The sequence below is a fragment of the Massilia sp. ZL223 genome, from assembly GCF_018119395.1.
Lineage (GTDB): Bacteria > Pseudomonadota > Gammaproteobacteria > Burkholderiales > Burkholderiaceae_D > Telluria.
Map to the genome: position 1 here is coordinate 1 of NZ_JAGPWD010000029.1, position 25,247 is coordinate 25,247.

A 25,247-nucleotide genomic window follows, 5' to 3' on the forward strand; every position below is an offset into this window, starting at 1 on the left:
CCCCGGGGGGGCGGGCCCCTTCCATTCAGGCCGGGATGCGGCTCACTCCCACGGCTTCGGCCGTGGCCGATCCCCGGACTTGGAGAGACAGGCAAGCGGGAAGATGGTGCGGGGCGCGAGCGGCAAGGCCCAGTCGCGTAATCCATCCAGTAACGCCGTGTTGGCGAGCAGCGGCACATAGCTGCCGCTGTTCCCGTTGTCCATCCCGCCGGGTACTTCGTCCTTCGCGGTTTCGCGCCTGCCGAACATGAACTTCACCCTGGACCCGTCCACCAGGTGCAGGTAGACCAGGTTGCGCAAGGTGATGTAGCCGACGCCCTCGGGAGTCACGGTAACATTGTCCTTCAGAAGGTTCACTAGCGCCGCGATCTTCTCGCCATCCCAGTTGGACTGGAAGGTGCAGCCCGTATGTTTCAGCAAGTGGCTCTCGCGCAAGGGGTAGCGTGTCTGGATATCCAGCGGGACCAGGATGACCACCGCGCGGGCGACCTGCGACGGCTCGGGAATCCGGGTTTCGTGCTCGGCCTGCGCCCCGGCACCAAGCGCCGGCAGTGAGACAGCGAGGGCGCCGGACACGACTACGGCGTACAGGCTCGGCATCCTTCCTCCAATATGAAGAAGCGGCGACGGCTTCACTCTTGGACCCCGGCGCGGAAGCCCCTGAGTCTAACAGCGTGCAGCCGCCGGAAAATCACACATTGACACTGCCGAAGGCGGCCCTGCTTTTCCCGCGAGATATCGCGCCGCCGCCGGCGCAGCTGCGCCGAAACCGGCATTCATTCGAGTGAATTCGCATTTGTCCATATCTCCTTTGCATATTCCGGCTCGCATGCAAAGAACGTTTGCATATGTATGCTCGTGACCAAATTCGCAATTTGCAATTTGCAATTTTGCGGTGTAATATGCGCGGCCCACAAGGTTTCCCTGTGGCAATAAATTAAGGTAAGAAAAACATGTTCAAGAAAATCGCAGCTGTCGCGGCCCTGATCGTCGCTTCCTCCTCCGCCTTCGCCGTCGAGCCGGGCGCCCTGTACGCTGGCCTCGACGCCGGCAAGACCAAGCTGGATGGCTGGTCGCACCGTGAAACCAGCGTCGGCGTCTTCGGCGGCTACAAGTTCCACCCGAACGTCGCAGCCGAACTGAACTACCGCCGCCTGGCCGATGCCGACGTCGAAGATTTCAACGTGAAGGGCGACCAGTTCGGCGTGTCCCTGATCGGTTCGATCCCGCTGGCGAGCAACTTCAGCGTCTACGGCCGTCTGGGCTACAACCGCATCGAAGTCGACGTCGAGCAAGGCGGCTTCACCGGCACCGACTCGACCTCGCGCGCCGTCTACGGCGTCGGCCTGGGCTATGCCTTCACCCCGGCCATCTCGGGCCGCATCGAAGTGCAGAAGCCGATGAGCGACGTCACCAACCTGAGCGCAGGCGTGGTCTTCAAGTTCTGATCGCGTTGACGGAACATGGCGCATCGCGCGCCATGGCGCAATGAAAAGAGCCCGGTTCAGCCGGGCTCTTTTCGTTGGTGCAGCTTCAGGATGCGCGCGCCGTACGCGCGCCCGCCGCCAGCACCGCGCCGAGACGCAGCGCCGAATCCACCGCGCTGTCGATCGGCGGCTGGTAGCCGTTGGCGATCCAGCGCAGCGCGATGCTGATCACGCCGCCCACCACGCCGCACTGCAGCAGCTCGTCGTGCTCCGCGCTGGCCGGCGCCACCATGCGCGCCACTTCGCGTCCGATGGCGCGCAGCGCGTCGTCGAAGGCCCGGTCCACCGCCGGGCTCACGCCGCGGATCTCGACCAGGAACACGCGCGCCGCCTTCGGGCCGCGCTGCAGCGCCGAAAAGTAGGCGTGCAGCATGGCGCGCGAGCGTGCCATGCCGCCGCGTCCCGCCGCTTCGGCCGCGCGCAGCACTTCGCCCAGCACGGAATAGGTCACCGCATTGAAGGAGTCGATCAGCAGCGCCTCGCTGTTGGCGAAGGATTCGTAGAAGTAGCGTTCGGTCAGGCCGGCGGCCTCGCATACCGCCTTGACCGTGGCCTGGTGGTAGCCCCGTTCGCCGTACACGTCGATGGCGGCGGCGATCAGGCGGCTGCGCCGCTCGGCGCGTCTTTGTTCCTGCGATTGTCCACGGTAGGACCGGGTAGATAGGGAGAGCTCTGCTGTCATCCGGCTATTCTGACACATTCTTGCAACTGACATTCTGACAATGTACAGTGTCAGCAATAAACCAAAACAGGGACACCATGAGCATCAGCCACGACGAGAGCGGCGTGCTGGACGTACTGATCGTCGGCGCCGGCCTGTCCGGCATCGGCGCCGCCGCCATGCTGAGCCAGCGCTGCACGGACAAGTCTTACATGATCCTGGAAGCGCGTTCGGCCATCGGCGGCACCTGGGACCTGTTCCGCTACCCCGGCATCCGCTCCGATTCCGACATGTACACGCTCGGCTACGCCTTCCGTCCCTGGACCGATCCGCAGGCCATCGCCGACGGCCCCGCGATCCGCGCCTACGTCGCCGATACCGCGCGCGCCTACGGCGTCGAGCCTCACATCCGCTACGGCCACAAGGTGGTCAAGGCCAGCTGGTCCAGCGAGCAGGCCGTGTGGACCGTGACCGCCGCGCTGGCCGACGGCGGCGAAGCCGTGCTGCGCGCACGCTTCCTCTACTTGTGCAGCGGCTACTACAGCTACGACGAAGCCTACCGCCCCAGCTTCGAGGGCGAGGCGGACTATCGCGGTCGCATCATCCACCCGCAATTCTGGCCCGAGGACCTCGACTACAGCGGCAAGCGCGTGCTGGTGGTCGGCAGCGGCGCCACCGCCGTGACCCTGGTGCCGGCCATGGCGGCGCGCGCCGCCCATGTCACCATGCTCCAGCGTTCGCCATCCTATGTGGTCGCGCGCCCCGCCCAGGACCGCTTCGCACGGCGCACGCAGCGCTGGCTGCCGCCGCGCCTGGCCTACGCCCTCACGCGCTGGCGCCTGATCGCCGAATCGATTGTTCTCTACCGCCTGGCGCGCGGCAAGCCGGAGCTGGTCAAGCGCCACCTGCTGGCCCAGGCCCAGCGCCAGGCCGGTCCCGGCGTCGACGCGGGCACCCACTTCTCGCCCAGCTACAAGCCCTGGGACCAGCGCGTCTGCCTGGTCCCGGACGGAGACCTGTTCCGCGTGCTGCGCGAAGGCGGCGCCGAGATCCTCACCGACCGCATCGTCCGCTTCACGGAACGCGGCGTCCTGCTCGCATCCGGCCGCGAGCTCGAGGCCGACCTGGTGGTGCTGGCCACCGGCCTTTCGCTCAAGCTGTTCGGGGGCGCGGCCATCGAGGTCGACGGCCGCGCGCTCGACCCCAGCCAGGCCATGGCCTACAAGGGCATGATGCTCGGCGACGTGCCCAACTGCGCCATGACCTTCGGCTACACCAACGCGTCCTGGACCCTGAAGGCCGACCTGACCGCCGCCTACGTCTGCCGCCTGCTGTCCTGGATGGACCGGCACGGCGTGGCCATCGCCGTGCCGCGCCGCGATCCCACGGTGGCGAGCGAACCCTTCCTCAGCTTCACCTCGGGCTACGTCCAGCGCGCCAGGAATGTGCTGCCCAGCCAGGGGGCGCGCAAGCCCTGGCAGGTCTACCAGAACTATGTGATGGACCTGCTCACCATCCGCTTCGGCCGCCTGGACGATGGCGTGATGCACTTCGGTCCGAAAGGAGTCATGCCATGAGGTTCGGCAACCGCGTGGCCGTGGTGACCGGCGCCGGCGGCGGCATCGGGCGCGCCATCGCGCTGTCGCTGGCGCGGCGTTCCTGCCACCTGGCCCTGTGCGACATCGACGGGGCGGCGGCCGAGGCCACCGCCAGGGAAGCGCGCGCCCTGGGCGTGCGCACCAGCGTGCACCAGATCGACGTCGCCAACCGCGCCGCAGTGCGCGCCCTGCCCGCCGCCGTCGGCGTGATCCACGGCCGCGTCGACCTGCTGGTCAACAACGCAGGCGTGGCCCTGGGCGGGACCTTCGAGCAGGTGGCCGAGGACGATTTCGACTGGCTCATGGAAGTCAATTTCCACGCCGTGGTGCGCCTGACCCGGGTCTTCCTGCCGCTGCTGCGCGAGAGCGACGAAGCACGCATCGTCAACCTGTCGAGCATCTACGGCATCATCGCACCGCCGGGCCAGAGCGCCTATGCGGCCAGCAAGTTCGCGGTGCGCGGCTTTTCCAACGCCTTGCGCCACGAACTCGCGGGCAGCAAGGTCGGCGTCACGGTGGTCCATCCGGGCGGCGTGGCCACCAATATCGCGAAAGCCGCGCGCGTGCCGAAGGACGCCCCGGCGCACGAGGTCGCACTCGGCCGGGAACAGGCCCAGCACCTGCTGCGCATGGACCCGGCGCTGGCCGGCGAGACCATCGTTCGCGGCGTCGAACGGCGCCGGGCGCGGGTACTGGTCGGCGGCGACGCAAAACTCGTCGCCCTGCTCGAACGCCTGAGCCCCGTCAACTACTGGAACTACCTGAAACATCTCGTCATGCGGGAAAGCGCAAAATGATCTTGTTCACGATTCTCACAGCCGGCCTCGTGGCCGCCAGCCTCTTCCTGTTCTCGTACCGGACCACGCGCCGCATCGAAGCCTTCCTCCCGCCCAGCGGCCGCTTCGCGGAGGTGGACGGACAGCGCCTGCACGTGACCGACCAGGGGAGCGGCGCGCCGCTGCTGCTGCTCCACGGCCTAGGCGGAAACCTAGGCCACTTCAACTTCGGCGCCTGCGCCGCGCTGTCGCAGCATTTCCGCGTGGTCGCCGTCGACCGGCCGGGCTCGGGCTACTCGCCGCGCGCGGCGGACGCGCCGGCGGACCTGTCGGCCCAGGCCCGCGTGCTGGCCCGCCTGATCGAGGAACTGGGGCTGGAGCGCCCGACGGTGGTCGGCCATTCGCTGGGCGGCGCCACCGCCCTCACGCTCGCCATCGAGCATCCCCACCTGGTCGGCGCGCTGGCCCTGGTGGCGCCGCTGACCCACGCGCCCAAGGAAGTGCCGCCGGTGTTTCGCGCGCTGCTGATCCGCCCGCGCTGGCTGCGCAGCCTGTTCGCCCATACCCTGGCCGTGCCGGCCTCGATCGCCACCAGCCGCCGCGTGCTGGAACAGGTGTTCGGTCCCGAGCCGGTCGCGCGCGACTTCCCGACCCGCGGCGGCGGCCTGCTCAGCCTCAGGCCTAGGCACTTCCTGGCCAGCGCCGCCGACCTGGCCGCGGTGCCGGAACACATGGCGCGGCTGGAACAGCGCTACGGCGAGCTGGAGGTGCCGGTGTCCATCCTGTTCGGGCGCGAGGACCGCGTGCTGTGCTGGCGCGCCAACGGCCAGTCCATGCTGGACAAGGTGCCCGGCGTTCGCCTCGAGGTGGTCGAAGGAGGCCACATGCTGCCCGTCACCCGCCCGGAGCTGACCGCCAGCTTCATCATGGAAGCGGCGGCCGCACGCCGCCTGGCGGCCTGAGGTGCGCGCATGGTTGTGATCCACACCCCGCGCCTGGCCCTGCGCACCTGGCGCTCCGCCGACGCCGAGGCCTTCCACGCGATGAACCAGGACCCGCGCGTGATCGAGCACCTGCCCGGGCCGATGAGCATGCAGCAGGTCGCCGACTTCATGGCCATGCAAAATGCGCTGTATGAACGAAGCGGAAGCTGCTACCTGGCGGCCACGCTGGCTGCGGGCGGCGCGCTGATCGGATTCGTGGGACTCAAGCGCCATGCCGGGGGACTGCCATTCGCGCCCTGTACCGACATCGGCTGGCGCCTTGGCGCCGACTACTGGGGCAACAGCTATGCGCGCGAGGCCGCCGCGGCCTGCCTGCACCACGGCTTCGAGCGCCTTGGACTGGACGAGATCGTGTCCTTCACGGTACCGCAGAACCTGCGCTCGCGGGCATTGATGGAACGCCTGGGCATGCGCCGCGACGAGGCCGGGGACTTTGCCCACCCGGCCCTGCCGGCCGGTCACCGGCTGTCGGGGCATGTCTTGTACCGCCTCCGGCGCGGGGAGTTCGCGCCGGCTTAGCGCTCGCGGGCCGAGGTATCCTGGTCGCGATCGGTTTCGGTCGTGCGCTGGCCGCCCGAGCCTTGCTGGTTGAGTTCGCCGGACTGCCGGTTGCCCGCACTGCCGCTGCCCAGGCTGCCCTTACCGCCCATGCCCGTGCCGAGCTGGCCTTGCTTGCCGTCGGTCATGAAACCCTTGTCCTCGCACTCGGCATCCGAGCCGCCGGCCAGCAAGTCGTCGGTGCGGCCGGCCTGCATGTTGCCGGGTTGCTCGTTCTGTTGCGAACCGCCTTTGCCGATATCTCCCGTGCCGCCGGTCCCCATGCTGCCTGCGCTGCTGGTGCCGCTGCGCGTGATCTGGTCGTAGTTGCGCCCTTTGGCGTCCTTGCCTTCGCTTTGCATCGACATCATGGCCTCCTTGATGGACTTGTTGATCTTTCCATCATAAGCAGGCCGTCAGCCGGTGCAATAGGCCTGCTGCCGCTGACGCTGTAGGACAGTTCCGGGTCAGGCCGCGAGCCCCTGCAGATCCAGTATCCGCATCAGGCTTTCCAGGTTATACGGCTTGCGCAAGACCACGGCGTCCGGCCAGTTGTTGACCTCGCCATTTCCGGTGGCAAAGATGATCCGGATCGCCGGCGCGGTCGAACGCGCATGGGCCGCCAGCGCATCGCCCGACATGCCAGGCAGCATGACATCCGTGATCAGGATGTCGGTTTCCTGGCCGATCATGCCCAGCGCCGTTTCCGCGTCGCCCGCCGAGCAGACTTCGTGGCCCAGGTGTTCCAGCAATGCCTGGGTATTCATGCGGATGTTCTCTTCGTCCTCGACCAGGACGATGCGGCAGCGGCCGCTTGCCGGCAGCGGCGCCGGCGCGGGTGCCGGCCCCGGCTCGCGCCCGGTCTTCTTCTGGTTGGCGATCACCTGGCGGATGCGGCGCGCCAGGCTTTCGCGGGTGTAGGGCTTGCCGAGCAGCTCCACGCCCGGATCGAGGCGGCCGCCATGCACGATCGAGTTCTCGGTATAGCCCGAAGTGAACAGCACCGCCAGGTTGGGCAGGCGCTCGCGCGCCATGCGCGCCAGGTCGACGCTGCGCAGGGTACCCGGCATCACCACGTCGGTGAACAGCACGTCGATCGGCACGCCGCTCTCGACCACCACCAGCGCTTGGGCCGCGTCGGCCGCCTTCAGCACGCGGTAGCCGAGCTGGCCGAGCATCTCGACCACGGTGGTGCGCACGGCTTCGTCGTCCTCGGCCACCAGGATGGTCTCGGTGCCGCCGACCGCCGGCTGGGGCGCTTCGATCGGACCCAGCGGCTCCTCGGCGGCGGTGCTGCGCGGCAGGTAAATCTTGACCGTCGTGCCCTGGCCGACTTCGCTGTAGATCTTGACGTGGCCGCCCGACTGCTTCACGAAGCCGTACACCATCGACAGGCCGAGGCCCGTGCCCTTGCCTTCTTCCTTGGTCGAGAAGAAGGGCTCGAAGGCGCGGTTCAGGACCTCCGGCGGCATGCCCGGTCCGGTGTCGGTCACGGCCAGCATCACGTACTGCCCCGGCAGCACGTCGCCGTGGCTGCGGCAATACAGGTCGTCGAGCACGGCGTTGGTGGCTTCGATGGTCATCCGGCCCGTGCCGCCCATGGCGTCGCGCGCGTTGATCGCCAGGTTCAGCAGCGCGTTCTCGACCTGGGCCACATCGACCGCGGTGTTCCACAGTCCGCCCGAGATCACCAGTTCGATCTCGATCTCCTCGCCAAGCGCGCGGCGCAGCATGTCTTCCATGCCCACCACCAGGCGCCCGATCTTGATCACCTTGGGCTCGAGCGGCTGGCGGCGGCCGAAGGCCAGCAGATAGCTGGCCAGCTTGGCGCCCTTGTCGACCGCCTGGCGCGCATTGTCGATCCAGCGCGCGCGGTCCGCGTGGCCCGGCGCGGCCATGTCGAGCAGTTGCAGGTTGCCGGAAATAATCTGCAGCAGGTTGTTGAAGTCGTGGGCAACGCCGCCGGTCAGCTTGCCGATGGTTTCCATCTTCTGCGACTGCTGCAGCGCGAGTTCGGAGCGCCGGATGGTATCGAGCTGTTCGCGGTCGGCCGTGATGTCGCGCCCGATCGCGTGGATGTGGTGCGCGTCCGGCGCCGCGGTCCAGGACAGCAGGCAGTAGCTGCCGTCCTTGCGGCGGTAGCGGTTCTCGAACTTGTAGACGTAGTTGCCCTGGCCGAGCGAGGCCATCTGCGCCATGGTCGGCGCGCGGTCGTCCGGGTGCACCAGGTCAAGGAAGTTCCTGCCGACGAAATCCGATTCGTTCCAGCCGAGCAGCGCGCCGAAGGCGGGGCTGACCGCTTCCACCGTGCCGTCGAAACCCGCCACCAGCAGGATGTCCTTGGACAAGCGCCACATGCGGTCGCGCTCCGCGGTGCGCAGCGCCACCCGGCCTTCGAGGTCGGCGCTCAGGGCCGCGTAGTGCTCGGCCACGCGCTTCTGGTCCTCGATGTCGGTGGCGGTGCCGATCCAGCCGCCCGCGTCGCCACCCGCGTCGCTGCGCAGCGGCACGGCGCGCGACAGGTGCCAGCGGTAGCTGCCGTCGGCGCGCCGCAGGCGCATCTCGGCTTCGAAATCCGCGCCCGAGGCGACCGCGATCGCCCAGCGGGTCTGGGTGGCGGCGCGGTCGGCCTCGTGCACGACGGCCGTCCAGCCTTCGCCCTCCAGGTCCTCGAAGCCGAGACCACTGTAGGCGTAGACGTGTTCGTTGAACCAGTTCAGCCGGCCGTCCGGGCCGGCGGCCCAGACCTGGTTCGGCATCGCCTGGGCGAAACTGCGGAAGCGCGCCTCGCTGTCGCGCAGGGCGCGGGCGCCCTCGACGCGCCCGGTCACATCGTTGCCCTGCACGAAGATGCCGAACACCTTGCCATCCTCGCCGCGCAGCGGCTGCAGCACGAAGTCGAGGTAGCGCAGGCGCTCGCCGAGGCGGATGCCGCTGTCCTGGCCGCTGTACGGCTTGCCGCTGCGGTAGACCTGGCCCAGCAGGACGTCCAGGCCCTGGCCGGCCAGCTCGGGAATCGCCTCGCGCAGCGGGCGCCCCAGCAGGTCGCCGCGGCCGAGCAGCTCCAGGAAGGCGTCGTTGGCGAGCTCGAACACGTGTTCGGGACCGCCCAGCACGGCCATGAAGCCGGGCGCCTGCTCGAACATGGTGCGCAGGCGGCCGCGTTCGCCGTTCAGGTAGCGGCGCGCGCGCACCTTGTCGCTGGTCTCGACCACGATGGCGATCACGCCGACGATGGCGCCGTGTTCGTCGACGATGGGCGAGTAGTCCAGGTTCATCCACACCTGTTCCGGCTGGCCGTGGCGGTGCAGGGTCAGCTCCTGGTCGGCATACGACAGGGTGCCGCCGGCCAGCACGGTCTTCATCACATGGGCGTTGAAGTCGGCCACCTCGGGCCAGCCTTCGCGCACGCGCGAGCCCAGCAGGCGCGGGTGGCGGCCGCCGGCGAAGCCGGAATAGGCGTCGTTGTAGATCATGACGCCCTCCTCGCCCCACAGGGTGACGATCGGCACCGGCGAGCGCAGGATCAGGTCGACCGTCGTGCGCAGCACCGGCGCCCAGCCGGCCATGGCGCCGAGGCTGGTGGCCTCCCAGTCGTATGCGTCGATGATCGTGCCGAGAAGTCCGCCGCCGTGGGCGAAGGACCGCTGGGACGCCACTGCCTGTGCCGCTGCCTGATGCATCATGCTGGAAGAATGAATATGTAAAAGACGCAATTGTAATATCTCACAGTCAATTTCAGAAACGCTCCAGCCGTATCGTGCGGGGGTCTTTTGAGGGCGGCGCGGGACGCCATGTACAATTGGGCAACACTGAACGATCAAGCACGCAGCCATGACTTCGTCACCGCATGCCCTGGTGGTCTTCGCCGACCCCGCCCTGCACCGCTCGCGCATCAGCCGCGGCGTCGCCGACGCCGCCCGCAGCCTGCCGAATGTCGCCGTGCAGGACCTGTACGAGCTGTACCCGGACTTCTACGTCGACGTGCGGCGCGAACGCGCCCTGCTCAAGCAAGCCGACCTGGTGATCTTCGCTTTCCAGCTCAGCTGGTACGCGATGCCGTCGCTGCTCAAGGAATGGTTCGACGCCGTGCTCAAGCCCGAGTGGGCGGCGGTCGGCCCCAGTCCTCGCCTGCGCGGCAAGGCCTGCTGGGCCGCGGTCGGCTGCAACAGCCTGCCCGGCGACTACCGGCCCGGCGCCCGCCACGGCCATCCGCTGGGCGAATACCTGGCGCCGCTGGAACAGACCGCGCGCAGCCTCGGCATGCGCTGGATCGAGCCCGAAATCTTCTACGGCGCCGAGCACGCCGATCCGCAGGCCGTCGACGCCTACGCGGCGCGCCTGCGCACGCTGCTGGCCGGGCACCTGGAGCGCCTGGCCCTGGAAGGAGCCCCTCATGGAACATAGCGTCTTGACCGTGGCCATGGTCTACCTGGCCGCGGCCGTCATCGCGGTGCCGATCGCCCGCGCCCTGGGACTGGGTGCGGTGCTCGGCTACCTGCTGGCGGGGATCGCCATCGGCCCCTGGGGCCTGGGCCTGATCAGCGAAGTCGAGACCATCCTGCACTTCTCCGAGTTCGGCGTGGTGCTGCTGCTGTTCGTGATCGGCCTGGAGCTCGAACCCCAGCGCCTGTGGTCGCTGCGGCGCTCGATCTTCGGCTGGGGCCTGGCCCAGGTGGGTGGCGTGGCGGCGGTGCTGTTCGGCGCCGCCTGGCTGGCCGGCGTGGCCTGGCAGGTGGCCCTGATCGCCGCCCTCGGCCTGTCGCTCTCGTCCACGGCCATCGCCCTGACCACCATGCAGGAGCGTAATCTCCTGCCCACGCCGGCCGGACAGGCGGGGTTCTCGATTTTGCTGTTCCAGGACATCGCGGCGATCCCGATGATCGCCCTGGTGCCGGTGCTGGGTGCGGGCGACGCCGATCCGCACGGCGGCTGGGCCGGCGTGCTGAAGCCGGCGGCCGTGATCCTGGGCCTGCTGGTGGTGGGCCACTACCTGGTGCGCCCGGTACTGCGCGTGATCGCGCGCACCCGCATGCGCGAGATCTTCACCGCCTTCGCGCTGCTGCTGGTGATCTCGGTGTCGCTGCTGATGCAATGGGTCGAGATGTCGATGGCGCTGGGCGCCTTCCTGGCCGGGGTGCTGCTGGCGAACTCCGAGTACCGCCACGCGCTCGAGACCGACCTGGAACCCTTCAAGGGCTTGCTGCTCGGGCTGTTCTTCATCGCGGTCGGCATGTCGGTGGACTTCGGCGTGTTCTTCGCCCAGCCCTGGCGCATCGTCGCCATGGCCGCCGCCTTCCTGGTGCTCAAGCTGCTGGTGCTCTACCTGCTGGCGCGCGCCTTCGGGATGGCGGGGCGCCAGCGCACCCTGTTCGCCTTCCTGCTCTCGCAGGGCGGCGAATTCGCGTTCGTGGTGTTCGGGGCCGCCGCCACCGCGCGCGCCTTCTCCGCCGAGACGGCCTCGATCCTGGTGGTGGTGGTGGCGCTGTCGATGATGGCCACGCCGCTGCTCCTGATCGTCTACGACCGCGTGCTGGAACCCTTCTGGAACGGCCGCAAGAAGAAGCGCAAGGACGACGAGATCGCCGACAACGAAGGCCACGTGATCATCGCCGGCTTCGGCCGCTTCGGCCAGATTGTCGGCCGCCTGCTGCACGCCAACCAGGTGCCGCTGACCATGCTGGACCACGATCCGGACCACATCGACACCCTGCGCGACTTCGGCTTCAACGTGTTCTACGGCGACGCCACCCGCACCGACCTGCTGCGCGCAGCCGGCGCGGCCAAGGCGCGCGCGCTGGTGATCGCGATCGACGGCATCGACGACAGCCTCAAGCTGGCCGCCGCCATCCGCCACGAATACCCCGACCTGATGATCCTGGCGCGGGCGCGCAACATCACGCATTACTACCAGCTGATGGACCTGGGCGTGACCATCATCGAGCGCGAGACCTTCGAGTCGGCGCTGATGATGGGCAGGAGGGTCATGGAGCAGCTGGGCTTCGGCGCCTACCTGGCGCGCCAGGCGGCGATGCGCTTCCGCGAGCACAACCTGCAAAGCGTGAACGCGGTCTACCCCTACTACAAGGACCGCGAACAATACGTCTCGCTGGCCAAGCGCGCCAATGAAGAGCTGCATGCGATGTTCGAGCGCGACTTCGTGGCGATGAAGCGCGACCGCGAGGATGGCGACGAGTAAGGGCGTGCCCGCTCAGTCCTGCAGCATGCGCGCCGCAGCGGACTTGTCCAGGGCTTGCTTCCTGCATTCGGCCTATGCGCGCTGCCCCTGCGTGAGCCGGACACCTCCTTCTCGCCGATTCCGGAAGTTCGCACGCGTCAGGATTCCGCAGCTACCCACCTACCTACCTCAGTAAACCGCCGAATTCCTTTCTAAGCAGCGCCAGTTTCGGGTCGATATAGGTGGTGCAAAACGGGCCGCCGGCATTCTTTTCAGCATAGCGCTGAAAGCGCTCATCGGAAGCTTTGAAGGCTCGAAAGGGCAGGATTCGAGTGACAAGAGGCGCATCGAATCCTGGCCCGACTTCCATCAGAACGCGCCGTGCAACCTCGGCCTGGACCTCGTCCTTCACATAAACCGCGCTGCGATACTTGCGCCGCATGAAGTGGTTCGACGTGCTTGAATGCGTCCGTAAATGGATCTCGATCAAAGACCCAAGCGAGATTGTGTCTGGTTGAAAGGTGAGCAGCACGCCTTCGGAGAAATTGTCGTCGGGCGCGTCGGCCCGAATGAATCCCTGCTCCACGCGGATAATGCCGCGAAGAGCAGCGAACACGGCTTCCGTGCACCAATGGCAGCCTCCACCAAAGCCGATTCTCTGCACCTCAGCAGACATCAAGGATTCACCATGCAAAGCCGCATGGGTCATGACGGCACCCCGCTTTTCCTTTGTGCGGATCGAGCGTTCCAGATAGCTGAACCTGGAGCACGGCGTCGCTATCGATGATGTCAGACCCGGCAGTTCGGAACAGAATTGCTCTCGTCGTTCTTGCACTTCAGGCATGATACTCCCGGATGACCGTCCTTGAGGACGCCCACTGTCGCGTAAACGCGTCGCTGCCGAACGTTTCTATGCGGCACTGATATATACTCGACAGCACGTTTTCTGACCGCCCAGCGGCCTCGCGACGCCTTCCAACCGCCACCGCGCTAGTCTTATCTTGGATACCACCCCTCACCCGCTTCCTTGGCCGGCGAACCTGGCCGAAGAAAATGCCGCATTGATCGACAATTCGCTGGACCTGCTGGCGCTCGGCGATCACACGGGGCGCTTGCTGCGCGTGAACGCGGCGGCCCGCGAACTGCTTGGCTATGCGCCGGAGGAGATGGCTGGCCGTCATTACACCGAGTTCGTCCACGTGGACGACCACGCCCATGCGGCCGCGATCGAGGCTAGCCTGCGCGAGGGCAGGCCGGCCCGCCGCGACGTGCAGCTGCGGTACGTGCGCAAGGACGGCGCGGTGATTCTGATGTCGATCGCGGTGCGCTGGTCCCCGGCCCTGCAGTGCATGTTCATCACCGCGCGCGACATCACCCGGCAGGAGAGCGACCGCGTGGCCCTGCGCCAGTCCAAGGACCGCCTCGACGCCATGCTGGAAAGCATTGGCGACGCCTTTTTCGCGATCGACGCGGAGTGGCGCGTCACCTACGCCAACCGCAAGGCAAGCGACTTTGTCGGCATTGAACTGAGCTCGGGCATCGGCCGCAAGCTGCTCGATGTCGCACCGGAGCTGGAAGAATCGGAGGCCCTGGCTTTCTACCGGGAGGCGATGGCGAGCCGCGAACCGCGCACTACCGAGTTGTACTGGAAGCCGCGCGACATCTGGATCGAAATCCGCGCGTATCCGAACGAAGACGGGCTATCGGTCTACTTCCACGACATCACCGCCAAGCGCGATGCCGAGGGCGCCGTGCGCGCCAACGAGCAGCGCTTCCGCAGCCTGTTCCACCAGGCCGGCGACAGCATCATGCTCGTCGACCGCAGCCTCTCCATCGTGGCCGCCAACGGCCAGGCCTGCGCCCGTTTCGGCTACACGGAGGCCGAATTCGCCGGCATGGCGGTCACCGACCTCAACCCGGACATCAGCCTGCCGCAGCTGGGGCGGGCCCTGCGCGCCGGCCGCCCGCAGCTGCTGCGCACCCGCAAGACGCGCAAGGACGGGACCAGCTTCCCGGCCGAAGTGCACATTTCGCGCTTCGAGGACGGCGGCGAAGCGCTCTACCTGGCCATCATCCGCGACCTGAGCGACCGCGAGGAAGCCGGCCGCCAGCTTCGCGACAGCGAGCGGCGCTTCCGCGAAGTGATCGAAATGACGCCGGCCGGCTACCTGCTGGCCGGCGCGGACGGCGTCCTGCGTGACGTGAATCCGGCGCTGTGCGCGCTTACCGGGCGTGCCCGCGAGGCGCTGATCGGCCAGCCGCTGACCGAATTGTTCGTTGCCTTCCCGTGGCAGGCCCTGGCCGACGGCGCCACAGGTGCCGCGGCCGTGCAGGGAATGGAAGCGGTGATCCGCCACCGCGACGGCCGCCATCTGCACGTGCTGTTCAACGGCAGCATCGAACGTGGTGCGGACGGCCGCCTGAGCAGCCTGACCGGCCTGATGGCCGACATCACCGGGCGCAAGCTGGCCGAAAGCCGCCTGCGCGAGCTTGCCACCCACGACACCCTGACCGGCCTGCCCAACCGCGCCCTGCTCGGCGAGCGCATCCAGGACATGCTGGACCGCTGCTCAGAAGGCGACACCGTGGCGGTGATGTTCCTCGACCTGGACCGCTTCAAGGAGGTCAACGATTCCTTCGGCCACGAGATGGGCGACGTGCTGCTGTGCGAAGTGGCGCGCCGCCTGACCGGCGCCGTGCGCGCCGACGACCTGGTGGCGCGCCTGGGCGGCGATGAGTTCGTCGTGGCCGCGCACTGCACCACCGGTACGGCGGGCGCGGCGCGTGTCGCCGACAAGCTGCTGGAAGCCATGGCGGCGCCAGTGGTCGTGGGCGGCCACGACATGGTGGTCGGCGCCTCGATCGGCATCAGCATGTATCCGCGCGACGCGCGCACCCGCGAGACCCTGTTCCAGACGGCCGACACCGCGATGTACCGCGCCAAGTCCTCCGGCCGCAACCGCTACCGCTTCTTCGAGCCGGAGATGACGGTGGCGGCCCAGGTCCGCATGGCGCTCGAAGTGTCGCTGCGCCCGGCGCTGGCGCGGCGCGAGTTCGAGCTGCACTACCAGCCGCGCATCGACCTGCGCAGCATGGAACCGGTGGGCATGGAGGCGCTGATCCGCTGGAACCACCCGGAACGCGGCCGCGTGCCGCCCCAGCAGTTCATCGCCATCGCCGAGGAAACCGGCCTGATCGCCGCCATCGGCCACTGGGTGCTGCTCGAAGCCTGCGCCCAGACCCGGCGCCTGATCGACGAATACGGCCGCCCGATCCGGGTGTCGGTCAACGTTTCGGCGCGCCAGCTGGCCCAGCCGGGTTTCGGCGCCGAAGTGCGCGACGTGCTGGCGCGCACCGGCCTGCCGCGCTCCTGCCTGGAGCTGGAACTGACCGAGAGCGCGCTGATCGAGGACATCGAGCATACCGCCTCGATGCTGCGCGAGCTGAAGAAACTGGGGCTGGTGCTGGCGGTGGACGATTTCGGGACCGGTTACTCAAGTCTCGCCTACCTGCGCCGTTTCCCGATCGACGTGCTCAAGCTGGACCGCTCCTTCGTGCTGCAGCAGGACGACACGATCACGGCCTTCGAATTCGTGAAGGCCTTCGTGGGCATGGCGCACGCGCTCAACATGGCGGTGGTAGCCGAGGGGGTGGAGACGGCGGAGGTGCTGGATTTCCTGTGCGCGGCGGAGTGCGACGAGGCCCAGGGCTACTATCTGGCGCGCCCTGCTCCACTTGACGCAGTGCGCGATCTGCTGACGCCGAACGCGCCGCGGCTCGCCGGCTGAATTTCGGCCCGCTCCCATCACCCGTCGTTCCGGCGAAGGCCGGAACCTAAGTTGCACGCGCAGCCGTAACACACGCAAAACTTGGGTTCCGGCCTTCGCCGGAACGACGGGTTAACACTTAGGTCCTGGTTGCGGGGTCCACGTCGGTCCCGGCGTTGTCGGCCTGTCCCCTTTCCACACCAGCGGATCGATGCACATCCGCCTCCCCGTCATCCCCAAGTCCCAGGCGTGATACACGATCCAGGTCTGGCTGCCGTCCGGCGACACCGTAAACGAATTGTGCCCCGGCCCGATCACATGCCCTTCCCGGGAACTCATCAAGGGTTGCTCCCCTTCCGGCGGCCGCCCCCAGGGTCCGAGCGGATGATCGGCCACCATATAGCTGACCCCATAGTTCTCCCGCTCCCAGGCCCCGCCGCTGTAGAAACAGTAATAGCGCCCGTTGTGCCGCAGCACGCTCGCCCCTTCCACCGTGTGCCAGTCGTACACCGCGTCGTACATCGCCCGCCCGCGCTTGAACAAATGCCAGTCCGCGTGCGGCCGCGCCACCAGCGCCGGCTTACCCTCCAGCCGCGTCATGTCCAGCAGGCGGTCGACCACGATCCCCGTGCCGATGCGGTGATCGCCCTCCTCCTCCAGGAAGTCGACGCAATAGAACAGATACCACTGTCCATCGGCGTCGCGGAAGGGATGCGCGTCGATCGAGAACGGTTCGGAAGGCACCAGCAGCACGCCGCTGTCCACGAAGGGCCCGGCCGGCTGGTCGGCGATGGCCACGCGCAGCTTGTGGTCCTTGCCCTCCTCGTCTCCCGACGAGTAATACAGGTAGAACTTGCCGTCCGCATAGGCCACTTCCGGCGCCCAGAAATGATCCTCGCCCGGCTGGTCGATGGCGTAGCCCAGCTGCTCCCAGTGGACCAGGTCGTCGGAGGCAAGCACGGGAAAGCGCCCGCCCGCCGCGCTGCCGGGCGCCGTGCCGTAGGCGTAGTAGCGCCCTTCGTGCCGCAGCACGAAGGGGTCGGCCATGATCTCCGGGTAGACCGGATTCGTGTAGGTCGTCGTCATGCGGCCCTTCCTTACATCCGGTAGCGCAGGCTCAGGCCGTAGGTGGTCGGCGAGTAGCGGATGTCGCGCGGGCGGATCGGGTCGCCCAGGTAGCTCTCGTAGCGCTCCTTGGTCAGGTTGATGGCGTCGAAGTGCAGGCTGAGGTTCCTGCTCAGCTCATAGCCGAGGCTCAGGTCGACGTAGGTCGAGGCCTTGACGATGCGGTCCTGGCCGAAACGCGGCTCGGCGATCTGCTCCACGTATTTGCCGCGCCGCGTGGCGGCCAGGCGGCCGGTCCAGCCTCCGCGTTCGTACAGCAGCGCGAAGTTGTAGCTCTGGCGGGCGACGCCCACCAGCGGCGTGGTGGCGAAGTCGCCCGTGTTGAGGGCCGTCCGCGTCTGGTTCTCGCCATCGATCCAGGTGAAGTTGAATTGCGCCCCGAATCCGTTCCACACGCCCGGCAGGAAGTCGAAGAATTTCTGGACGCCGAATTCCGCTCCCTTCAGCTTGCCCTTGCCCGAGTTCTGCGGACGCGTCACGCGGTAGGTCTGGCCGTTGATCACCTCGGACTGCTCGAAGTTCTGCAGGTAGCCGTCGATGTCGCGGTGGAACAGCGCGATCTGGGCGTAGCCGTTGTTCTCGAAGTAGTACTCGAGGGTCGCGTCGCTGTTGATCGACTCGGTCGGGTCCAGGTTCGGGTTGCCGCCCGAGCCGGTGCCCGGCGCGTTGACGGTCGGCGGGATCAGGGACAGCGCCGGGTTCAGCGAGGCGAACTCGGGCCGCGTGATGGTCTTGCCGATGCTGAAGTGCGACTGCAGCCTGTTGGTCCAGTTGGCGAGCAGCGACAAGTTCGGCAGCACATTGGTCTCGGAGGTCGACAGGTTCACCGGGCTGACGGTGTCGCCGATACGGATATTCCCTTCCAGCTTGCGCTTGACCTTGACCACGCGCGCGCCCAGGTTGCCGGACACGCCCACGCCCGCCAGCTCGCTCTTGAAGCGCGCGCCCAGGTGCAGGGTGGCGCTGCGCTCGCGCTGCTCGAACAGGCGCATCGGATCGTCGGGGACGCGGCCGGGATCGGCGCCGTAGAAGCCCCGCACCACATCCGCCTGGTCGATCAGGAAGTCGCGCGAGGGCGTGACCCAGGGCCCGCCGAGCCGGTCCAGGCCCGGCACCAGCTTCTGGAAGGACGGGCCGAAGGCCTCGACCGGCGATGGCCGCACCGCACCCTGCACGTCGCTGTGCCCTTCGGCGCCGTGGAAGGACACCTCGCGCGTCGACAGGCGGATGCCGCCGGTCAGCGCGTTGACGAAGCCGCCGTCCAGGCGCCATATGGCGTCGCTGCGGAACTGGGCCTGTTCGCCCTTCGATTCGCCCCAGTTCTGCACCATCCCGCGCAGCACGAACTGGTTGGGGTCGCGCAGCGGGTTGGCGCTGGTCGGGGTGGTGATGGCGTTGTAGCCGCCGTGCCCGTCGCGCCCGTAGGTGTAAACGTCGGAGCTGGCGCCCGGGATCTGCTGATCGACGATCACGGTGTCGTTGATGAAGTCCGAGCGGGTGAAGGCCAGGCCCGAATCCACCGACAGCGCACCCTGGCGGTAGCGCAGGCCGAAGTTCAGGTAGTGGGTGTCGGTGCGCTCCTTCACGCCCCAGGTGCTGGTGGCCGTGTAGGGATCCCAGTCGTAGGGCCCGCCGAACTGGGCCGCCGCCGCATAGGCCGACTGGATCGGGCAGATGATGCCGTTGGGCGTGGCGCAGTAGGCGCCCTCGGGCGCCATCACCACATTGCTCAAGCGCGGAGTCCAGGTGGCGATGTTGAGGATGTAGTCCACCTCGCTGCGCCCGCGATAGCTGGTGCCCAGGTACTGGGTGGAGAACTCGAGGGCGGGGTTGATCTTCCACTGGAAGGCGGCGTGGATGCTGCCGCGCTCGCGGTCGCCCGCGTTGTAGATGCCGCCGATGTTGGGCAGCTCGCCGAGCCGGTCGCCCGGTCGCAGCGGTGCGATCGGCTGGTCGTCGTTGAGGCGGGTGGCGGTGCCGTCCGGGCTCACCGAGAAGATGCGGTCGGGCCGGTCGACCCACTGGACCGGATAGCCCCAGCGCTCCTTGTTCCAGGCTACGTCGAACAGGAAGCCCATTTCGCCCATGCCGGTCTGCCAGCGGTTGCTGGCCAGGACGCCGACGCCGGGATTGGTCTTGGCCTTGTGCGCGTTCGAGCCTTCCACGTCCTGGCGGCGCGCCTCGGCATAGCCGGTCACCGTATAGCCTTTGAAATCGAAGGGCGAGCGCAGGCGCACGTTGACCGCGCCGGCGATGCCGCCCTCGAACTGGTTGGCGGTGGCCGACTTGTACACGTCCAGCCCGCCGATCGACTGCACCGGCAAGTCCTGGTACGACAGGCGGCGCCCGGTGCCGGTGAAGATCTCGTTGCCGTCGATGGTGGTGGCGACGTCCGGCAAGCCGCGGATGATCACGGTGCTGGTCTCGCCGCGGTCGCGACCCACCTGCACCCCGGCGATGCGCTGCAGAGCGTCGCCCGCGGCGCGGTCGGGGAACTTGCCGATGTCGTCGGCGTTGATCGAATCCACCACCTGCTCGGCGTCGCGCTTGATCTCCTCGGCCGAGCGGATGCTGGCGCGGATGCCGGTGACCTGGACGGTCTGCATGGGGGTCGATGCGCCGGGCGCGGGCGCCGTGCTTGCGGGTTCGGTGGTCTGGGACTGGGCGAAGGCGCCATGGGCCGCAAGCAGCGCGATGGCCGCGCACACCGGCCTGAGTTTCAGGGTCGTCATCATGTCTCCTGGTTTCTCTCCGGGCACGACCGGCGCCTGGACCGACGCCGGTTGCCGATCTGAAAATTTTTATTAGTCATAAATATGACTAGCTGGACAAAAAGCTAACCCAAATTTCAGCGGGGCGGCGCACCCGACGATGCAGGAAAACAGGGGGAAATCAGGCTCGCGGAGCCACCGAATCGCGTTCCACCAGAGGGCAATCCATCTTGATGCTGGTGCGGCGGGCCACCGCGCCGCGGGTCTGGTCGATCAAGGCCTGAGCCGCCCAGCGTCCCATTTCGTAGTTTGGTAACAACACTGTGGTCAAGGGAGGCGTGGTGTAGCGCGCCAGGTCCTGGTCGTCGTAGCCGACGATCGAGACCTGTTCCGGCACCTCGCGGCCCAGTTTGCGGACTGCCTCGATGGCCCCGAGCGCCATCAGGTCGTTGGCGCAGAACAAGGCCGTGGGCGGTTCCGGCAGGCTCAACAGGTCGAGCGCATGCCGGTAGCCGGCGCCGACCTGCCAGTCGCCCTCGCGCACCAGTATCGGGTCGAAAGGAAGGTCGCAGGTCGACAGGGCTTGCCGGTAGCCCTTGAGGCGCTCGGCGGCGGCCTCGATCCAGCCTTCACCGTTGATCAGCCCGATGCGCCGGTGGCCGGCCTGCGCCAGGTGCATGGTGGCCGCGAAGCCGCCCAGCACCTCGCTCGGCACCACCGACGAGTACTGGCGGTCGCGCGTATGGCAGTTGAGCAGCACGGCCGGCACCCCGGCCAGGGCCGGCGGCAAGCTGACCGCGCGGGTGAAGATGGTGGCGTAGACCACGCCCAGCAGGCCGGGATCGGCCAGCATGCGCGCCAGCACCGCGCCTTCCAGCGCCGGGTCGCCGCGGGTGGCGAACACCGCCAGCAGGCAGCCATGCTCCCAGGCGCCGTCGCGGGCGCCCTCGATGGTTTGCATCGCATGCGGACTGGTGGCCAGCTCGTCGCTCAGGTAGACGATCAGGTTGCGTTCCTGCGGCGCGGCCGGCAGCGCGTGGCGTTCGAGCGGATAACCGAGCTCGCGGGCGATGCGCAGCACCGCGTCGCGGGTGGCCTTCGACACCTTGGCGCCGCTCATGTGGTTGATCACCAGCGACACGGTCGACTGCGACACGCCGGCCAGCTTGGCGATGTCGGTCATGGTCGGCCGGCGCGGCCGGGGCGTGTCAGCCATGCCGCCCTGGCGTGCGCGCGAAGGCCACGCCTTCCTGGTCGAACAGGTGGCCGCGCGCGGCGTCGAAGACCAGGCCAATGCGCGCCCCGCGCTCGGGGCAGGCCTCGTCCGGGCGGCACTTGATGGCCACGATGTCCTGCACGCCGGGCACCTGGGCATAGACGATGGTGGCGTCGCCCAGGTACTCGACCAGGGTGACTTCCGCGGGCACGGCGTGTTCGTCCCCCTTGTCCGCTACCCGCAGGTGCTCCGGGCGCACACCGAGCGTGACCGGTGCGCCGGGCGGCGCCCTGCCGGCATCGGCCGCCACCCGGGCCGTGGCGGCGCCAGGCAGCCGCACCAGCACCTCGCGCTCTTCTTCGCCCGCCAGCATCCCCGGCAGGAAGTTCATGCGCGGCGAACCGAGGAAGCCCGCCACGAACAGGTTGACCGGGTGCTCGTAGAGCTCCAGCGGCGTGCCCGCCTGCTCGATGCGTCCGCCGTTCAGGACCACGATCTTCTGGCCCAGGGTCATGGCCTCGACCTGGTCGTGGGTCACGTAGATCATGGTGGTGTTCAGGTCGCGGTGCAGCCGGGCCAGCTCGATCCGGGTCTGGCCGCGCAGCGCGGCGTCCAGGTTGGACAGCGGCTCGTCGAACAGGAAGACCTGGGGCTTGCGCACGATGGCGCGCCCGATCGCCACGCGCTGGCGCTGGCCGCCGGACAGCGCCTTCGGGCGGCGCTCCAGCAGGTGCCCGATCTGCAGGATCTCGGCGGCGCGCACCACCCGCTCCGCGATCTCCTCGCGCGGCATTTTCGCCAGCTTGAGGGCGAAGCCCATGTTCTCGGCCACCGTCATGTGCGGATACAGCGCATAGCTCTGGAACACCATGGCGATGCCGCGCCGCGAAGGCTCGACATCGTTGCAGACCTGGCCGCCGATCTCCACCGTTCCGCCGCTGGCCTCCTCCAGCCCGGCGATGATGCGCAGCAGGGTCGACTTGCCGCAGCCGGACGGACCGACCAGCACCACGAACTCGCCGTCCGCGATGTCCAGGTCGATGCCCTTGAGGACGCTGTTGTTCTCGAACTGCTTGGTGATGTCGAGCAGGCGCACATTCGCCATGAATTATCCTTTCAGGCCGGTGGCGGCCAGGAAGCCGTGGGTGACGCGGCGCTGGAACAGCACATAGGCCAGCGCCACGGGCAGCGCGCCGACCAGGGCCGCCGCCATCAGCTGGGCGTAGCGCACGCCGAAGGCGTCGTAGGTCTGGGTCAGGCCCAGCGGAATGGTCATCATGTCGGTCGAGGTGACGATGATGAAGGGCCACAGGAAGTTGTTCCAGGCCGCGATGAAGGTGACGATCGCCATCGCCCACACGATGTTGCCGGACACCGGCAGGTAGACGCTCCACAGGATGCGCAGCGGCCCCGCGCCGTCCATCACCGCCGCCTCGCGGAAATCGGCCGGAATGGCGTCGAAGAAGCCCTTGAAGACATAGATCACCACCGGCGCCACCACCTGGGGCAGCACGATGCCGGCGTAGCTGTTGATCAGGCCCAGTTCGTTCATCATGCGGAACAGCGGCACCAGCAAGGCCTCGAAAGGCACGAGGAAGGCCAGCATGGCGGCGGCGAACAGCAGCTGGCGGCCGCGGAAGCGCAGCTGCGAGAAGGCGTAGGCGGCCATCAGGCTCAGGGTCATGGTGATCACGGTGACCAGGAGGGCCACCAGGGCGCTGTTGAACAGCCAGCGCCCGACATTGCCGGCGGCGAGGACCTTGCGGAAGGCGTCCAGGGTCCAGTCCTGCGGCAGCCAGTGGAACACGGCGGACACGGTCTCGTGCTCCGGGCGCAGGGCCGTGCTGACGGCCCACAGCAGCGGCGCCACCCACATGGCGGCCAGCAGCAGCGCGCTTGCTGCGCCGAGCAGGGTCCAGCCGATGCCGGAACGGTGCGTCATGCGCTCCTCCCGTCCAGCCAGCGCACGAAGGCGGCCTGGGCCAGCGACAGCAGGATCACGATCAAAACAAAAGCGACGGCGATCGCGGCGGCGTAGCCGGCGTCGCTCTGGGTGAAGGCGGTCTCGTACATGTAGTGCAGGGTCACGCGGGTGGTGTTGAAGGGGCCGCCGGTGGTCATGATGTAGGTCTGGCCGAAGATCTTCATCGAGGCGATCAGCTGCAGGATCATGGCCATGCCCGCCACCGGCCGCAGCGCCGGCCAGGTGATGGTGCGGAACAGGGTGAAGCCGCGCGCGCCATCCAGCGCGGCCGCCTCGTACAGGTCGGCGGGGATGTTGCGCAAGCCGGCCAGGAACATCAGCATGTTGAAGCCCACGGTCCACCAGATGGTGGCGATGGCCACCATGGGCATGGCCCAGGTCAGGTCGGCGAACCAGGCGCGCTGCATCCCGAGCACGTAGTTCACCACGCCGGACGACGGCTGGAGCATCCAGTCGGCGATCAGGGTCATCACCGAGATCGGCAGCACGTAGGGCAGGAAGAAGGCGCCCTGCAGCCAGGAGCGCGCCCGGACGAAGCGGTCGACCAGCAGCGCCATCACCAGTCCAAGCGCGGTCAGCGGCACGACGGTGAGCAGGGCAAAGTAGAAGGTGTGGCCGAGCGCGGCCCAGAAGTTCGGATCCTGCACCAGGGTCGCGTAGTTATCCAGGCCGACGAAGGCGTTGGTGCGCGTCAGGCTGCTCTCGGTCAGGCTCAGCCAGAAGGTTTCGAGCGCCGGCAGGAAGAAGAACAAGATGAAGACGACGCCGAAAGGCGCCAGCAGCAGGATCGCGGGCAGGGTCTGGCGCCGCGGCTGCGGGGTCGAGAGGAAACGCATCCGGGCTCCTAGTAACGCGGCGGGCGTTTGCGCACCAGGCGCGCCGCCTCGGTTTCGAACATGCGCAGGGCCTGCGCCGGCGTCAGCTGGGAAGACAGCGCGGCCGGCATGAATTTGGAGGCCATCGCCTCCAGCGGCCCGGCCGCGCCCATATACCAGGCGTCCGGATCGTAGACCACGTGATCGGCGATGCCGGCATACGACGCGTTCGGCGTCAGCGCCATGGCTTGCGGCGATTCGGCCACCGGACGGTAGGCGAGCACATGGCCGCCCTGGGCCCAGCCCAGCGAGTTCTTGCTGACGAAAGCGATGAAGCGCATCACGGCCTTGACCTTGGCCGGCTCCATCGGGTTCTTTTCGTTGGCCGGAATCGCGAAGGCATGCGAATCGGCCCACACGCTGGCATTGCCGTACATCCGGGGCAGCGGCACGATACCGTAGTCGAAGCCGAGCGTGCCCTGTGTGCTTGCACGCACCAGTTCGGGCACCTCCCATACGCCGTTGATCATGAAGCCGGCGTTGCCGCCCATGAACTGGCTGGTGGAGGCCGCGTAGTCCAGCCCGGCTTGGGCATAACCCTTCTGGAACCAGCCGGCGATGCGCGCCAGCGAATCCTCGCCTGCACGGCCGTACGCGAAGCGCCCATCCTTGATCAGCGGGACGCTGCGCTGCGCCAGCATCGACACCCACAGGCGCCAGACGGCGTAGGAGCTCTGGCTGCTTTCCATCGTCATGCCGGGGCGGCCGGTCGCCTGGCGCACGGCGCGGAAGGCGTCGGTCAGGGCATCGATGCCTTCGATGGGCTGGAGTTGGCCTGCGGCGTCGAGCAGGCCCGCGCGGCCGGTGAGGGTCTTGTTGTAGTACAGGACCAGGGGATGCAGGTCGATCGGGACGGCGTAGATCTTGCCCTGGTAGACCGCCTTCTGCCACTGGCGCGGGTAGAAGTCCGTGTCGCTCAGGTCGGCGCCGCTCAGTTCAAACGGGGCGATGGGACGCAGGACGCCGCCGCCGGCCAGGTTGACCATGCGCGACAGGTGGACGGTGGCGATGTCGGGACCCGCGCCGACCACGGTCGAGGTGATCAGCTTGGTGTAGAACGGCTCGCCCCACTTCAGCGTGGTGCTGACCACCCTCACCTCGCGCTGGCTGGCATTGAAGCGCTCGACCAGGTCGCGCATGCGCGCGCCGTCGCCGCCGGACAGCAGGGTCCACATCCTGACTTCGACCTGGGCCAGCGCGGGCAGGCTGACGCCCGCCAATGCGGCCGCCAGCACGGCACCAGCCAGGCGCATAAGTGTGCGCGCCAAGCTTGTCTCCTGCAATGTTTGTTGAAGTTTATGAATTAATACTAGCAAATATTTCTTGCT

At 67.8% G+C, this 25,247-nt stretch carries 20 protein-coding genes; 8 read left to right on the plus strand and 12 right to left on the minus strand.

Going from position 1 to position 25,247, the window contains the following annotated elements; translation table 11 throughout:
- Positions 1-42 precede the first annotated feature (42 nt).
- The gene (locus KBW95_RS17230; protein WP_211528855.1) at positions 43-600 is read right to left on the minus strand and encodes a hypothetical protein; all 558 of its coding nucleotides are present in this window, start codon (positions 598-600) and stop codon (positions 43-45) included.
- 353 nt (positions 601-953) lie between these two features.
- On the opposite strand from KBW95_RS17230, the gene KBW95_RS17235 reads away from it, so the two are divergent.
- Positions 954-1,448, plus strand: coding sequence for an outer membrane beta-barrel protein (locus KBW95_RS17235; RefSeq protein ID WP_211528856.1), 495 nt, complete (start codon positions 954-956; stop codon positions 1,446-1,448).
- 85 nt (positions 1,449-1,533) lie between these two features.
- Here KBW95_RS17235 and KBW95_RS17240 read toward each other — a convergent pair whose 3' ends face one another.
- Positions 1,534-2,169 (minus strand): TetR/AcrR family transcriptional regulator, encoded by a 636-nt coding sequence (locus KBW95_RS17240; protein WP_211528857.1) that lies wholly within the window; start codon positions 2,167-2,169, stop codon positions 1,534-1,536.
- A 77-nt stretch (positions 2,170-2,246) separates the two neighbouring features.
- Here KBW95_RS17240 and KBW95_RS17245 point away from each other — a divergent pair, with 77 nt between their 5' ends.
- Genes KBW95_RS17245 through KBW95_RS17260 form a run of 4 tightly spaced genes read left to right on the plus strand, consistent with a single transcriptional unit; the run spans position 2,247 to position 6,045 of the window.
- Positions 2,247-3,725, plus strand: a complete 1,479-nt coding sequence (locus tag KBW95_RS17245) for an NAD(P)/FAD-dependent oxidoreductase (protein WP_211528858.1) — start codon at positions 2,247-2,249, stop codon at positions 3,723-3,725.
- Positions 3,722-4,543, plus strand: a complete 822-nt coding sequence (locus tag KBW95_RS17250) for an SDR family oxidoreductase (RefSeq protein WP_211528859.1) — start codon at positions 3,722-3,724, stop codon at positions 4,541-4,543. Before KBW95_RS17245 ends, KBW95_RS17250 begins: the two co-directional genes overlap by 4 nt.
- Positions 4,540-5,484 (plus strand): alpha/beta hydrolase, encoded by a 945-nt coding sequence (locus KBW95_RS17255; RefSeq protein WP_211528860.1) that lies wholly within the window; start codon positions 4,540-4,542, stop codon positions 5,482-5,484. The genes KBW95_RS17250 and KBW95_RS17255 overlap by 4 nt, the downstream gene beginning before the upstream one ends.
- Before the next feature lie 9 nt (positions 5,485-5,493).
- A complete protein-coding gene (locus tag KBW95_RS17260; RefSeq protein WP_211528861.1) occupies positions 5,494-6,045 on the plus strand; it encodes a GNAT family N-acetyltransferase in 552 nt (183 codons plus the stop codon).
- On the opposite strand, the gene KBW95_RS17265 is transcribed toward KBW95_RS17260, so the two are convergent.
- Together KBW95_RS17265 and KBW95_RS17270 are read right to left on the minus strand one after the other, a co-directional pair.
- Positions 6,042-6,434: a hypothetical protein gene (locus tag KBW95_RS17265; RefSeq protein ID WP_211528862.1), complete on the minus strand. Its 393-nt coding sequence runs from the start codon at positions 6,432-6,434 to the stop codon at positions 6,042-6,044. The two genes, KBW95_RS17260 and KBW95_RS17265, sit on opposite strands and share 4 nt — an antisense overlap.
- 96 nt (positions 6,435-6,530) lie before the next feature.
- Complete coding sequence (locus tag KBW95_RS17270; protein WP_229429839.1) at positions 6,531-9,632, minus strand: PAS domain-containing protein; 3,102 nt, start codon at positions 9,630-9,632, stop codon at positions 6,531-6,533.
- Positions 9,633-9,897: 265 nt separating this feature from the next.
- Here KBW95_RS17270 and KBW95_RS17275 point away from each other — a divergent pair, with 265 nt between their 5' ends.
- Together KBW95_RS17275 and kefC are read left to right on the plus strand one after the other, a co-directional pair.
- Positions 9,898-10,470, plus strand: a complete 573-nt coding sequence (locus KBW95_RS17275) for an NAD(P)H-dependent oxidoreductase (RefSeq protein WP_211524768.1) — start codon at positions 9,898-9,900, stop codon at positions 10,468-10,470.
- A complete protein-coding gene (gene kefC, locus KBW95_RS17280; RefSeq protein ID WP_211524769.1) occupies positions 10,460-12,262 on the plus strand; it encodes a glutathione-regulated potassium-efflux system protein KefC in 1,803 nt (600 codons plus the stop codon). The genes KBW95_RS17275 and kefC overlap by 11 nt, the downstream gene beginning before the upstream one ends.
- A 163-nt stretch (positions 12,263-12,425) precedes the next feature.
- Here kefC and KBW95_RS17285 read toward each other — a convergent pair whose 3' ends face one another.
- On the minus strand, positions 12,426-13,085 hold the full coding sequence (locus tag KBW95_RS17285; protein ID WP_211528863.1) for a peptide-methionine (S)-S-oxide reductase: 660 nt from the start codon (positions 13,083-13,085) through the stop codon (positions 12,426-12,428).
- Between the two features lie 217 nt (positions 13,086-13,302).
- On the opposite strand from KBW95_RS17285, the gene KBW95_RS17290 reads away from it, so the two are divergent.
- Positions 13,303-16,029: an EAL domain-containing protein gene (locus KBW95_RS17290; RefSeq protein WP_211528864.1), complete on the plus strand. Its 2,727-nt coding sequence runs from the start codon at positions 13,303-13,305 to the stop codon at positions 16,027-16,029.
- A 111-nt stretch (positions 16,030-16,140) separates the two neighbouring features.
- On the opposite strand, the gene KBW95_RS17295 is transcribed toward KBW95_RS17290, so the two are convergent.
- The 7 genes from KBW95_RS17295 to KBW95_RS17325 all read right to left on the minus strand — a co-directional run bounded on the left by KBW95_RS17295 (position 16,141) and on the right by KBW95_RS17325 (position 25,187).
- Positions 16,141-17,094 carry a glycoside hydrolase family 43 protein gene (locus KBW95_RS17295; RefSeq protein ID WP_211528865.1) on the minus strand — a complete coding sequence of 318 codons (954 nt, stop codon included), beginning with the start codon at positions 17,092-17,094 and terminating at the stop codon, positions 16,141-16,143.
- Between the two features lie 11 nt (positions 17,095-17,105).
- Entirely contained in the window at positions 17,106-19,865 is a 2,760-nt protein-coding gene (locus tag KBW95_RS17300) for a TonB-dependent receptor (RefSeq protein ID WP_211528866.1), read from the minus strand.
- A gap of 160 nt (positions 19,866-20,025) precedes the next feature.
- On the minus strand, positions 20,026-21,060 hold the full coding sequence (locus KBW95_RS17305; protein WP_229429832.1) for a LacI family DNA-binding transcriptional regulator: 1,035 nt from the start codon (positions 21,058-21,060) through the stop codon (positions 20,026-20,028).
- Entirely contained in the window at positions 21,053-22,165 is a 1,113-nt protein-coding gene (locus KBW95_RS17310) for an ABC transporter ATP-binding protein (RefSeq protein WP_211528867.1), read from the minus strand. Before KBW95_RS17310 ends, KBW95_RS17305 begins: the two co-directional genes overlap by 8 nt.
- Before the next feature lie 3 nt (positions 22,166-22,168).
- Positions 22,169-23,002, minus strand: coding sequence for a carbohydrate ABC transporter permease (locus KBW95_RS17315; RefSeq protein ID WP_211524775.1), 834 nt, complete (start codon positions 23,000-23,002; stop codon positions 22,169-22,171).
- Positions 22,999-23,880 (minus strand): carbohydrate ABC transporter permease, encoded by an 882-nt coding sequence (locus KBW95_RS17320; RefSeq protein WP_211528868.1) that lies wholly within the window; start codon positions 23,878-23,880, stop codon positions 22,999-23,001. The genes KBW95_RS17315 and KBW95_RS17320 overlap by 4 nt, the downstream gene beginning before the upstream one ends.
- Before the next feature lie 8 nt (positions 23,881-23,888).
- On the minus strand, positions 23,889-25,187 hold the full coding sequence (locus KBW95_RS17325) for an extracellular solute-binding protein (RefSeq protein ID WP_229429833.1): 1,299 nt from the start codon (positions 25,185-25,187) through the stop codon (positions 23,889-23,891).
- Positions 25,188-25,247 lie beyond the last annotated feature (60 nt).